The 12,297-nt window shown below is 50.1% G+C and carries 10 protein-coding genes; 6 read left to right on the top strand and 4 right to left on the bottom strand.

Annotation, left to right across the window (positions count from 1 at the left end):
- Nucleotides 1-15: 15 nt before the first annotated feature.
- Nucleotides 16-1,086 carry a glycosyltransferase gene (locus H8S18_RS12225; RefSeq protein ID WP_186858547.1) on the top strand — a complete coding sequence of 357 codons (1,071 nt, stop codon included), beginning with the start codon at nt 16-18 and terminating at the stop codon, nt 1,084-1,086.
- Nucleotides 1,087-1,145: 59 nt separating this feature from the next.
- On the opposite strand, the gene H8S18_RS12220 is transcribed toward H8S18_RS12225, so the two are convergent.
- The 4 genes from H8S18_RS12220 to H8S18_RS12205 all read right to left on the bottom strand — a co-directional run bounded on the left by H8S18_RS12220 (nt 1,146) and on the right by H8S18_RS12205 (nt 5,816).
- Complete coding sequence (locus H8S18_RS12220; protein ID WP_186858546.1) at nt 1,146-1,715, bottom strand: GNAT family N-acetyltransferase; 570 nt, start codon at nt 1,713-1,715, stop codon at nt 1,146-1,148.
- Nucleotides 1,716-1,793: 78 nt separating this feature from the next.
- Nucleotides 1,794-3,362: a helix-turn-helix domain-containing protein gene (locus tag H8S18_RS12215; RefSeq protein ID WP_186858545.1), complete on the bottom strand. Its 1,569-nt coding sequence runs from the start codon at nt 3,360-3,362 to the stop codon at nt 1,794-1,796.
- Nucleotides 3,363-3,369: 7 nt separating this feature from the next.
- Nucleotides 3,370-4,851: a sensor histidine kinase gene (locus H8S18_RS12210; RefSeq protein ID WP_186858544.1), complete on the bottom strand. Its 1,482-nt coding sequence runs from the start codon at nt 4,849-4,851 to the stop codon at nt 3,370-3,372.
- Nucleotides 4,848-5,816 carry a sugar ABC transporter substrate-binding protein gene (locus H8S18_RS12205; RefSeq protein ID WP_186858543.1) on the bottom strand — a complete coding sequence of 323 codons (969 nt, stop codon included), beginning with the start codon at nt 5,814-5,816 and terminating at the stop codon, nt 4,848-4,850. The genes H8S18_RS12210 and H8S18_RS12205 overlap by 4 nt, the downstream gene beginning before the upstream one ends.
- Before the next feature lie 237 nt (nt 5,817-6,053).
- On the opposite strand from H8S18_RS12205, the gene H8S18_RS12200 reads away from it, so the two are divergent.
- From H8S18_RS12200 to H8S18_RS12180, 5 genes are read left to right on the top strand one after another with little or no spacing between them, the layout of a single operon-like run.
- Nucleotides 6,054-7,079, top strand: coding sequence for a sugar ABC transporter substrate-binding protein (locus H8S18_RS12200; RefSeq protein ID WP_186858542.1), 1,026 nt, complete (start codon nt 6,054-6,056; stop codon nt 7,077-7,079).
- Nucleotides 7,080-7,136: 57 nt separating this feature from the next.
- Nucleotides 7,137-8,108: an ABC transporter permease gene (locus H8S18_RS12195; protein ID WP_186858541.1), complete on the top strand. Its 972-nt coding sequence runs from the start codon at nt 7,137-7,139 to the stop codon at nt 8,106-8,108.
- 12 nt (nt 8,109-8,120) lie between these two features.
- Nucleotides 8,121-9,638 carry a sugar ABC transporter ATP-binding protein gene (locus H8S18_RS12190; protein ID WP_186858540.1) on the top strand — a complete coding sequence of 506 codons (1,518 nt, stop codon included), beginning with the start codon at nt 8,121-8,123 and terminating at the stop codon, nt 9,636-9,638.
- A 14-nt stretch (nt 9,639-9,652) separates the two neighbouring features.
- A complete protein-coding gene (locus H8S18_RS12185) occupies nt 9,653-10,813 on the top strand; it encodes a uroporphyrinogen decarboxylase family protein (RefSeq protein ID WP_186858539.1) in 1,161 nt (386 codons plus the stop codon).
- 13 nt (nt 10,814-10,826) lie between these two features.
- On the top strand, nt 10,827-12,137 hold the full coding sequence (locus H8S18_RS12180) for a uroporphyrinogen decarboxylase/cobalamine-independent methonine synthase family protein (RefSeq protein WP_186858538.1): 1,311 nt from the start codon (nt 10,827-10,829) through the stop codon (nt 12,135-12,137).
- The last annotated feature ends 160 nt before the right edge of the window (nt 12,138-12,297 follow it).

Below are 12,297 nucleotides of genomic sequence, written 5' to 3'. Positions count from 1 at the left end.
GAGGATAGTATCATCATGAAAATCGCATTTCTGGCGGCGGCAAACTCGCCGCACACAATCAAATGGGCGAACGCGCTGGCGGAGGATCACGACGTTACGGTCTTTTCCCTGCCCGAACAAAAGGACGAACAGGGCGAATTCAATGAAAAGGTAACGGTTAAATACCTTCCGTTCACCACGGCGCAGGGCGGCTATAAGAAAAACGCGGCACAGGTGAAAAGCGAGCTTGCGTCCGGCGGCTTCGGCGTGGTAAACGCATTCGGAGCGACCACCTACGGCGTGCTTGCGGCAAAGGCAAAGGCGCCGAACGTGCTTCTTACGGTGCTCGGCCCCGACGTATACGAGGGTGTGGACCGCGGGGGCAAAGGCCTCGTGAAAAAGAGCGTCAAGCACGCGTCCGGCGTACTCGCTGCGGCCCCGAACGTCATTACGCGCGTCCAGTCCGTTTATAAAAAAGAGCAGCAGTATTTTGTGGTTCCGTTCGGCGTAGATACCGGCATATTCAAAAAGACAGGCGTGGAAAAGCCGGAAGATTCAATGTGTTTCGGGTCGCTGAAAGCACTTGAATATGGGAACGGCGTAGACCTCGTAATGGATGCGTTTGCAAAGTATCTCGAAAAAACGACGGGCGCGGCCACCCTTAAGATTGTGGGTACGGGTTCCCTCGAAAATAACCTCAGGCAAAAGGCGCAGAACCTGGGAATCGCCGACAAGGTGGAATTCACAGGCTATGTGAAAAATGCGGAGATCCCGGCGGTGCTGAACACGATGGACGCAACGGTACAGATGGGAAGCGCGGAAGCGTTCGGCGTACCGGGAATCGAGTCCATGGCGTGCGAAGTACCGGTAGTGGCTTCGGATACGGTGGGCGCAAGCGAATATATTCTGAACGGCGTGACCGGGTATCTCGTGAAAATTGGCAATGTAGACCGCTGCTGCGACTGCATGATGGAGCTTCGGAACAAGGCGGCGCGCGAGCATATGGGCGAACTGGCACGCGGAGACGTCAAAGAAGAATACGAGCTCAAAGACTGTAAAGAAAAATACGAACATGCACTGCGGGCGGTTGGTTCCCGCGTGATGTAAGCGGAATAAAGGCAAGGGGCCGTACACAACCGTATGGTCCCTTTTTTGTACAGGCGTGGTCAGCCCGCCTTCATATAATAGTTATGGAACCCGTGCGGGGCGGCAGACTCTTTTTTGATTACCCGGAATCCTAATTTTTCATAGAATCCCACGTTGTTACCGTTTTGGGTCATGAGTCCGCAGGGAATCCCCGCCTCGAGCAGTTCTTTCATTTTTTCCGAGATCAGCCTGGTTGCAACGCCTTGGCCCTGGTAGTCCGGGCCGACAAAGACCGGCTCGATGAGCAGCGTGTTTTCGCCGAAAACAGCAGTGTCGAGCTTATTTGAAAACGATAAAATCCGCATAGACGGCAAGAGATATCCCGTCATCAGGGGCAGGGTGTTGACGCAGCGTAAAAAGTCCCCCGCGGAATATTTTTTGGCGGCCGAACGAAAAACGCATAGTCCGCGCCCTTGCTTATCGGCTACGAGAATATCCTCACGGTTGGAAACGGCCAGGCGGACCATCATCAAATGATATAAAAATTTTTTCCGCCTTGTTTTGCGGGGAATGTAGCTTACGTACAGCGGATCCTCCGCAAAGCTCTCCGCCCCAAGCCTTGCGAAATATTTGAGCTGGGATTTTTTCATAAAACACCTCTCGGGAAAGAATATCCGCCGTTATTATAGCATAAAAGCGCAGCGCGCCGGGCGGATGGTCCTGTTTTTTTATTGATTCAACGACCGGTATGCCGAGGGAGTAAGACCCGTAAGTTTTTTGAAAATACGGCAAAAATAGTTAGGATCGGAAAAACCTGTTTTAAGCGCAATATCTTTCACGGCGAGCCCGCTTTTTGACAGCAGATGTTTTGCATTTCTGATGCGGGTATGGTTGAGGTATTCGATGACGTTCACACCGAATTCGTCCTTGAAAATATGGCTCAGGTAGTAAGGGCTAATGTTCAGCTTATCTGAAACGACGGTCAGGGTAAGCGGCTCTTTATAGTGCGCGTCGATATACTCGCGTGCCCGCAGGGTCGTATAATTCGTTTGATTGCGGATTGCAACGGAAATAATTTCGGCGATTTTTTGCGCCGCAGCGACAAAAAGCTCCGCGAGGTCGGTCGTGCAGCCTGCGCCAAGCATATTAAGAACAGGCTGCATAATTTCCCTGTCATAATCGAAATTTTTCAGGGGAACCTGATGGCTGAGTTCGGCGGCGAGGGAAAGCCATAGACGGATGCAATCTGTTTTGATTGCGGCGAACGCGGCGCCGGCCATGGACCTGCTGGAAAAAGCATCGTGAATATATGTGGCCAAGGCCGGAATATCATTGCGGACAATATAGGATACGAGGCTTCCGGATTCAAATTCCGTTTCGCCGGGAGATTGCCCCGTCGCCAGATAGTCGGAATATTGGTTGATGGAGTCGTTTCCGATGCGCAAAGCGAGCGCCGCATGACGGTAGGCGGCACTGAGGTCGGAAAGGGCAAAAACCGTTTCGGAAAGACCGATTTTCACAGGCAGGTGCAGCTTGGTGATGATCTGGTGCCGAATATCCCGGGCCGTTGCAATATTATTTTGCCCGTGCCCCGCCGGATAAAAACAGCACAGTGTGATATGGCTGGAATTCATGACGTCGTAAAACAAATGAAAATCGTGCGCATCCTCGAGGACCGCATCCACAATCATTTTTTTCAAAACAATTTCTTCGGAGCGCGTCAGATCGATATCTTTTAAAGAAAAGGAAAGCGTAAATACGCACATCGTTTTGTATGGGATGTGAAGGGATACGAGGATCTCGGAAAGCCCGGGTGTTACGAGGCCGTTTATAATACTTCCCGTAAGGCAGCAGGAGACCACATCCTTCATATTGGAAAAATTCGCCTGGAGCCGGGTGTTCTTAAGCACGGAAGTTTTCTGTTCTTCAATCCCCGCAATTTGTTTTTCGATGGCGGCGAGAAGGTCGGGTGTGCCGATCGGTTTCAAAAGATAGTCGGCAATCCCGATTTTGACCCCTTGCTGGGCATAGGAAAACTGGTCGTATGCGGTGATGATAATGATCTTTGCATCAGGATTTTCTTCGAGAATCAGGGAAGAAAGATCAAGGCCGCTGAAATTGCCCAAATGGATATCCATCAAAACGAGATCAGGGGTAAAGGACTCGAGGACGGAAAGCGCGGCATCGCCGCTGCCAGCAGTCATCACAGCGGAAATCGCGCTGCAGTTTCCGCGCACAATTTTTTCCAGGGATGCGAGCTCAAGCTCTTCGTCTTCTACAATCAACATTTGATACATCGTATGTTCACCTGTCTTCCTTTCTGTGTTCCAGGCGGATAACAACCGTTGTACCCGCGCCTTCCGCGCTTGAAATACTGATACAGTGATCCGTCCCAAAAAACGCTTCCAGCCTGCCGGCCACATTATGGTAGCCAATGGAATGATGCGGAGAGGCAGGCGTATTACCTGCGGCACCTGGGGTGAGGAGACTTTGCAGTTTTTCTTCCGGGATTCCGACGCCGCTGTCCCGGATAGACACGAATGTCGCGTTATCCTGGTCGCGTATATCGATGATAATTTCTCCTTCGTAATTGTAAGGTTCCAGCCCATGGAGAATAGAATTTTCCACCAAGGGCTGCAAGATAAGGCAAGGAACGGAAAGATCCAAATGAGCGGAAGAAATGTGATAGTCAACCTGCAGCTTGCCTTTAAAACGAACTTGCTGGATATAGATATAATTCTTGAGATTATCCAGTTCTTCCCGCAAAGTGATCGGCCTGTCGATTTTATTGAGATTGTAGCGCAGCATACGGGAGAGCGCCTCAATCAGGTCTACGATATCGCTGTTGCCGCTGCCAAGGGCAAGGCGGCTAATACTGTTCAGCGTGTTGAAAAGGAAATGGGGATTGATCTGTGCCTGCAGGATCTGAATCTCCGTATTTTTGAGATCATTGGCCATTTTAAGGTTGTGCATCTCGCTCTCCTGAAGCTTGAGTTCAAGCTCGGATTGGTCTTTGAGATCGACGATCATCCCATTTACCTTGTGCTTCAGATGATTCAGCGTATCCCCCAAGACCTGCATTTCCAGCAAGTTGGTGATCGTCACATCCTCGGTTTCAAAATTCCCGCGGGAAATCCCGCGCGCATAATCGACGATGCGTTCAACCGGGGAAGAGATATCTCTGGTAATATGAAGGCTAAACAGCAGGATAAAGAGGAAAAGGGCAATCAGGCAAATAACAACCAGGAGGATCGTGGTTCCCGTATTCTGTGCCAATTCTAAAAACGCGGCGTTTGAAAGCAGGCTTTGGTCGCGCATCGATGCCGTAAGACGCGTGGTGATATAGCTGTAAATTGTCCGGGATTCCGTAAAAAGCGGGTAAATCTGATTGAAGGAAACGGTATTGAGCCGGCTGTGTATTTCGGTATTCTGCGCCGCATAGGAGTCAATCAGTTCGCTAAGGCCCACCGCACTGTAATACATATCCTCATTGGAAGCGTTCTGCCGGATAGAGGCGGCAGATGCGCGAACGGAATCCATATGCGCAAGATATTTCGTGTAATTTTCGCTGGAGCCGCTTTGCACGTAATTATCAAACTCGAGGTATGCCTGGTTGATCTGGTGGGAAAGATCGGTGTATTCAAACAGGCCGTTCAAGATATAATTATAGTTTGAATTGGTATTCAGCATGGTAGCGAACAGGATGAGGCTGATGGCGCTGAAAAGCACAATGATTAGCAAAATGAATGAATACAAGCGGTTTTTCAGGGAAGGTATTTTTTTCATGACGCCTCCGCAACATCGACCACGGTGACGGAATCCAGATTATCCATTGTAATGAGTTCTGATTCCGTATAGGTAACGTTGGGCACAGTTTTTCCCAGCGAGGCATCAAACGCATACCGGCCACCGAGATAGCCCATCGAATAATAATCCTGGCTCATCACTCCATAAATCGTTCCCGCCGCAACTGCGTCGAGGTTTTCCTGGCTGATATCCATACCGATCAGCGTCACCTCGTCGGTGAGGCCCTTTTGCTGGAGGATTTTTCCGTAGTTGCCAATCGCTCCGCCGGAAGTGACAAAGACGGCGTTGATATCGGGATGCGAATTCAACATTTTTGAAAATACGTGCATCCCAACGACGGGATCGGCCCAGTCTTCTTCATAGCTGACGATATCCGCATGGGGCAGTGTTTCAACGAGTTCCTGGAGTTGTGCGGTCTGGATGACCTGGTTTTGCGTGGTAAGGCCGCTCATAATCACCCCGATGGTCATATCGTCCCCCACCTGTGCATGCAGTGCTTCGGCCTGCCTGCGGCCGATATCTTCGTAATTCGAGCCCACATAGGCTGTGCGCAGATCCTCTGACGCGGCGTCTACCGCAATGGTGACGAGGGGAATTTCATGCTCTTTGAGTTTTTCAAATATTTTTGTGAATTTACCGGGGGTGAGCGGGCATGTAATAACCGCGTCTACATTTTCGGAGATGGCGATATCGATTTCCCGAAGCATATCTTCAATATTGCAGTTGCCTCCCCCGAGCCACATCCCGTAAAAACCGAAATCTTCCGCGGCGGAAAGAAAACCAACCTTTGCCTGCAGCCATACCGGATAATCTGTTTGGGGCGAAATGAACGCAATCCGCTTCATTTCCTTATTGTAGTTCTGGACGGACTGGATAGAAGAACAGGCGGAAAGGGATAATAGAAAACATAACAATACAAAAAACAATGCAAAAAATTTTTTCAACTTTAGTCTCCTGGGATTATTCTTCTTAATTATATCATATTATACCAAAATCCATGATTAAAAGTGACAGTACAATTTTGCGGCCAAAAAGACAATTTTGCGATACTATTTTTGCCCATACCGCCGATGGCAAATGTATTCAGCAAAACGCAAAATTGTCTCTTTTAAAGAAGTCGTTTCACGGATAGGATACGGATATAGCCACAAAAGATGGCAAATCATAAGGAGGAAGAAATTATGAAAAAGAAAATTGCGCTGATTTTGACAGCCGTAATGTTGCTGTCCATGGTTCTCGCGGCATGCGGAAGCCCTGTTTCCGGCGAAACCACGACGGCAGAGACTGCGCAGGCGCAGGAAAGTCCTGCGGAAGGATCGGCAGGAACAACAGCCGCGGCAGATGGGGAAGACGGTCTTGTCATTACGTTTGTTTCACCGCTGTTGGGGATGGAAGTATGGCTCAACGCCAAATATGGCGCGGAAGCTGCCGCCGAAGAAATCGGCGCGCAAGTAACATGGGTCGGCCCGTCGAGCATTGATATGGACGAACAGGTACGCCAGATAGAACTGGCGATTGCAGAAAATGTAGACGGGATTATTTCCTGCCCTTTAAGCCCGGTCATTTTTGAGGATGTGTACAAGAGGGCGCTCGACAAAAACATCAAGATCGTCAATACGGCAGTGGATTCCGCCGAAGATACGAGGACGGCCTATATCGGGACGGACTATACGAACTTTGGTGAACAGGCGGCGAAAAACCTTTCTGAAAAACTCGGCGGGAAGGGAAATGTAGCGGTACTGGTGACAAGTCTTGATTCCGAAAACCAAATGTCTGAAATGAAGGCAGGGCAGGCATGGCTGGAGCAAAACGCACCGGACGTAAAAATTGTGGTGACAGAAGTTACGAACTCCGATACGGCGCAGGCAGCGGATAAAACCAGTGCAATCATTGACACTTATCCCGACCTTGACGCGATCTGGTGCCTCGAAGCCGCGTCGCCGCTCGGCAGTTCACAGGCAGTTGCGGAGCGTGGGCTTACGGACGAGATTGTTATCTTGGGGATCGACGATACGACGGACGTCCTTGACCTGATCGACCAGGGGGCAATTTGGGGAACGATGACACAGGACTTTTATAAGATGGGCTATGAAGCGGTTAAAATGATTGCCGCGGCACACAACGGGGAAAGCGTGCCTTCTGTGCAGGATTCGGGTACCACACTTGTAACAAAAGAAAATCTGGAAGAATACAAAAACAGGTTCTAAGGATGCAAAAACACCCGGGCCTCTGCCCGGGTGTTTTTCAGCCAAGGGGGAGAAGATATGGAAGAAATTAAAAAAGGGAAACCATTCAGGAATATAACAAAATTCGACCAACTGGGAATTGTGATCGTACTGGTTGCGCTGGTCGTGGTTATTGGAATCAGCAACAGTAATTTCTTTTCCCAGGAAAATATTATTAATGTTTTGCGCTCTACCTCATATATTTTTATCATCGGTATCGCAATGACCTTTGTGCTGATTACGGGCGGGCTGGATCTTTCGGTCGGTTCCGTCATGGCGGTCGGCGGTATTCTCGCCGCACTGGCTGCCACAAACGGTATACCGCTGATTCCCAGCATGCTGATAGGCTTTGCATTTGGCGCGGCAGTGGGCATTGTAAACGGGCTTTTGGTTGTGAAGTTGAATATTCCTTCGCTCATCGTCACCTTGGGAATGATGTATGTGTGCGACGGACTTTCGCTGATTATCACGCAGGGCACGCCGGTTTACCCGCTGCCCGACGATTTCAAGCAGATGGGACAGGGCAGCGTGGGGATCATTCCGAACGTTGTCGTCGTTGCGGCGGTGCTCGCGGTGATTGGAGCGTTTGTGCTTAAAAAAACGCAATATGGCAGAAGCGTATATGCGGTGGGCGGAAACCGCGAGACGGCGCGCCTTTCCGGAATCGACACCAATAAAGTGCAGATTTCGGTTTATGTCCTGTCCGGCATTGCCGCAGCGCTTACGGGTATTCTGATGGCCGGCCGGCTCAATTCGGCGCAGCCAAGCGCGGGAAACAATTATGAACTGAAGGTAATTGCCGCGGCGGTGATCGGGGGCACGAGCATGTTCGGCGGTTCGGGTAACATTCTCGGCACGCTGATCGGCGCACTGCTGATGACGGTAATTGAAAACGGAATGCTGCTGATGAAGCTCTCGGCCTATTGGCAAAGCCTGATTGTGGGTGTGATTATGGTATTTGCAGTGGGGCTGGACCAATACAGAAGGAAGCGGCTCGGACTCTCCAGTTAGGCAGGTGGTACTATGTATATTCTTGAACTGAATCATATAACCAAAAAGTTCATCAGTGTAAAAGCGCTCGACAGGGTGAAACTGAACCTGAAAAAAGGTGAAATTGTCGCGGTATGCGGAGAGAACGGCGCAGGAAAGTCGACGCTGATGAAAATCATATCGGGCAGCGATCCCTTTGGCGGCTATGAAGGACAAATCCTGATGGACGGCGAAGAAAAGCGGTTCCACAGCACCAGGGATGCGGAGAAAAGCGGCATCGAAATGATCTATCAGGAAATCAGCCTCCATCTGGACCTTTCCGTGGCGGAGAATCTTTTCATGGGAAAGCTCCTACGGGGACGCTTCGGCACGATCAACTGGAAAAAGATGAATGCGGATGCGAAAGAAGCGCTGGCGCTGGTAGGGCTTGAACAAATTGAACCCACGCAAAAAGTCAAGACTTTGAGTACGTCGCAGCAACAGCTTTTGTCTATTGCGAGGGCAATTTTAAAAAATCCGCGTGTCCTCGTACTGGACGAACCCACCTCCGCCCTCACGCAGTCGGAAACAGAAAAGCTGCTGGGGCTCCTCAAAGGACTGCGGGAAAAAGGAGTATCCTGCCTGTATATATCCCATAAGCTGAAAGAAGTGTTTGAAATTGCAGACCGGATTACTGTGCTGCGCGATGGAAAATATATTTCGACCTATGATACGCGGGAAGCGACCAGCGAAAAACTGATCGAAGACATGGTGGGCAGGAAAATCAACGTAATGTACCCCAAGGTGTGCTGCGCGACGGAGGAAGAACTGCTTCGTGTGGAAGATTTGTGCGTTCCCCATCCGTATATGAAAGATAAAAATATTGTCGATCACGTATCTTTTACTCTGCACAAAGGAGAGGTGCTTGGGCTTGCCGGGCTTGTCGGGGCGGGCCGGAGCGAGCTGATGGACGCGCTTTTTAAGGTAACGGCAGAAGGCGTGACCGGAAAAGTATTTCTTGCCGGAAAGCCGGTAACAGCCGAAACCCCCAAACAGATGAAGGCCGCGGGGATGGGCTATATTACGGAAGACCGCAAAAAGAACGGATATATCGGCAGCGCAAGCATTATGGAGAATACGACGCTGGCAAGCCTTGACCAAATATCGAACGGAAAGGTTTTGAATGCAAGGAAAGAACGCTTGCTTGCACAGCAATATTCCGACTTACTGGCCATCAAAGCGCCCGGAATTGATACGCATGTCGTCAACCTATCGGGCGGAAACCAGCAAAAGGTAATCCTTGCCAAGTGGATGATGACAAACCTGCGCGTACTGCTCCTGGACGAACCGACACGCGGAATCGACGTGGGTGCAAAGGCGGAAATCTACAAACTCATTAACAACATGGCGCAAAAGGGGATCGGCATTCTTATGGCGTCTTCGGAAATGCCGGAATTGATTGCCATGTGCGACCGTTTCCTCGTGCTGAGCGAAGGCAAAATCCGGGCAGAATTTACAAAGAGCGAAGTATCGCAGGAGAAGATTATGGCCGCCGCAACGGTCGTACATTGAAGGGAGGAAAAAAGATGATTGAACTGAAAAAAAAGTATGAAGCTTTGAATCGGCGCAAGCTGGAAAAAATAGAAGAAGCCTACCGGTTTGAAAACAGGCAGGCCCCCTATATGATCTATGATACCAACTATTGGCTCTTCGGAGAACAGCAAAACTCAATCCCGGAGGACTATTGCGGGGATGACCCGGATGTAATGATGCAGTACCAGCTCAAACAGATTAACCAACACTACAATACGCGGGAATTTGATGAAGACATTTATTATGGGTTTCTCATGCCATGGTTTGGAACGGGCGTGCTTGCATCCGGCTTCGGGACTGCGGTGGAAATGTTGTATAAGATGGATCCCGCCGTCAACATGAGCGAAATCCGCAACCCGGAAGAGATCGATGCGCTTGCTATGCCCGATCCGTATCGGAGCGGACTAATGCCGCGGGTTCTCAGGCAGATTGATTATTTTCGTGAAAACTGCGATCTTCCTATTGGCGTAACGGACTGCCAGGGGCCGCTTACTACGGCGCTCAGCGTCATCGGATATGAAAATTACATGTATTGGATGTACGACTATCCTGAAAAAATCCATCAATTGATGGATATGTGTACAACCGCCCTTATTGACTGGATCAAAATACAAAAAAAGCATATGGGTGTAAAACCGGATGAAGCTTCGTTTATTATCGGAGCACGGATGCCGCAGGGGAAAGGCGGCGTGTGGATTGCAGACGATGATTCCGTGATTATGCCGGGGGACCTGTTTGCGGAATTTGTAAAACCGTATAATGAGCGCGTTTTGCTGGAGTTCGGCGGGGGCGGGATTCATTATTGCGGCTGTTCGAACCAGAACACCCAAAATTATATGAACACCAAGGGACTCAACTGCCTGCATAATTTCCATCTGGATGATTTTGAGCATGCAAAGGAGGTGCGCAGGGCCTGCCTTGAAAACGGAAAGGTATACTGCCTGTGCGATTTTACGCCGAGAACAGAAAACATCGAAGCGTATTACGATACCGTTTATGGCAGCATCGAGCAGAAGGGAATGATCGTGGTTTCATATATCGCACCGGCGATCGAACTGGTTCGGGGAAAATATGAAGCGCGGGAGAGGAATAAGGAAGACCTCGCCAAATTTGTGTGCAGTGTAATTGAGGAAAAACGAAAGCTCTATTTCTGAGGCGGAGGAAGCTATGGCAAAGATCGATATCAGGAAAGATCCCGCCGCGATGCAAACCGCGGCGGGATACCCGCAGGTAAAAGAAATGGAAACGGCGTTCCTTTTTTCTGCGAAGGAAAAAACGACACTGCGTGGGCTCGCAAAAGAGGTTGCCGGGCTTGCGGCGCAGCCGGAAATGAAGAAAAAAGCTGAAAAATGGACGGTGCATAACGATCTGAAATCAGATGAGCCGCTTGTGTTTATCGATCCTGAAAACGGCTGGAACGAGATCATCCCACCGTCGGGCCTCGTTTGCAGCGATCCGCTCGCACGGGTATGGGAAATGCATTTGAGAAAACAGGTTTACTGGGCCACAGTCCTGCGCGACGATAAGGTGATCGAGCCCTTTTTCGATGTCCCTTATAGTTATACGGACACCGGCTGGGGCATTGATCCTGTGCTTGAGGGCGGGGAAAACGGCGGCGCTTACCACATCAAAAAAGCGATTGAGCAGTATGAAACAGATTTTGAAAAGCTTCACGCCCCGCAAATTATTTTAGATGAAGAGGAGTCCGGGCGGCTTATGGATCTTGCCACCGGCCTGTTTGACGGGATCCTTACAGTGCGCAGGAAGAACGTATGGTGGTGGACGCTGGGGCTGTGCTTTGACTATGTATACCTGCGCGGCATGGAAGATTTCATGTGCGACTGCCTCTTGGAGCCGGAATGGGTCCACAGGATGTTCAAGCTTATTTGCGACGGCAAGCTCGCTATGCTGGATTTTCTTGAAGAAAATGGATTGCTTGCAAGCAATAACGGCGGAACCTACGTAGGATCGGGTGGATTTGGATTTACGGATGAACTGCCGCGGGCAGGAACGGACCCCGTGCGGACACAGGACATGTGGGGCTTTTGCGATGCGCAGGAGACGGCCCAAATGGCGCCCGAGCTATATGCGGAATTTGTATTGCCTTATCACAAAAAAATCCTGGAACGGTTTGGCCTTTCCTGTTACGGCTGCTGCGAAGGATACCACGGAAGATGGAACTATGTGAAAACGCTCCCGCACCTGCGGCGGGTGTCGGTTTCGCCTTGGGCGGATTTGAGTACCGTCCCGGAATACCTCGGAAAAAACTATATTGCATCCGTGAAACCAAATCCTGCGCCGCTTGCCTTTCACAGTATAGATGAGGAGACGGTGAGACGGGATTGCAGGGAGGCGGTGCAAAAAACAAAAGGCGGAATCTGTGAGTTTATTATGAAGGACAACAACACCCTTGGGGGCAATCCTCAAAACGCTGCGCGGTGGGTACAAATCATGCGGGAAGAGATTGAAAAAATTTAGTGAACTCGGGCAGCGGTAATGCTATAATAAATCCTGAGAATAATAAAAATCCGGTTTCCGGCGCACCGCGTCTGCAAAGGCGCGTGGGGAAATGGCGCAGAGCGCGTATACACGGTAAATACGGCGGAAAAACGGATACAAGGGGAAAGAGGAGAGAGTG

The sequence above is a fragment of the Christensenella tenuis genome, from assembly GCF_014287795.1.
GTDB classification, from domain to species: domain Bacteria; phylum Bacillota; class Clostridia; order Christensenellales; family Christensenellaceae; genus Christensenella; species Christensenella tenuis.
Note: the sequence above shows the minus strand (reverse complement) of the source record. Positions and strands in the feature narration are given on the sequence as shown.

Excerpts from the sequence above, each read along its gene's own strand:
- H8S18_RS12195 (WP_186858541.1), top strand. The coding sequence starts at position 7,137 with ATGGAAGAAATTAAAAAAGGGAAACCATTCAGGAATATAACAAAATTC.
- H8S18_RS12210 (WP_186858544.1), bottom strand. The coding sequence starts at position 4,851 with ATGAAAAAAATACCTTCCCTGAAAAACCGCTTGTATTCATTCATTTTG.
- H8S18_RS12190 (WP_186858540.1), top strand. The coding sequence starts at position 8,121 with ATGTATATTCTTGAACTGAATCATATAACCAAAAAGTTCATCAGTGTA.
- H8S18_RS12185 (WP_186858539.1), top strand. The coding sequence starts at position 9,653 with ATGATTGAACTGAAAAAAAAGTATGAAGCTTTGAATCGGCGCAAGCTG.
- H8S18_RS12180 (WP_186858538.1), top strand. The coding sequence starts at position 10,827 with ATGGCAAAGATCGATATCAGGAAAGATCCCGCCGCGATGCAAACCGCG.
- H8S18_RS12215 (WP_186858545.1), bottom strand. The coding sequence starts at position 3,362 with ATGTATCAAATGTTGATTGTAGAAGACGAAGAGCTTGAGCTCGCATCC.
- H8S18_RS12200 (WP_186858542.1), top strand. The coding sequence starts at position 6,054 with ATGAAAAAGAAAATTGCGCTGATTTTGACAGCCGTAATGTTGCTGTCC.
- H8S18_RS12225 (WP_186858547.1), top strand. The coding sequence starts at position 16 with ATGAAAATCGCATTTCTGGCGGCGGCAAACTCGCCGCACACAATCAAA.
- H8S18_RS12220 (WP_186858546.1), bottom strand. The coding sequence starts at position 1,715 with ATGAAAAAATCCCAGCTCAAATATTTCGCAAGGCTTGGGGCGGAGAGC.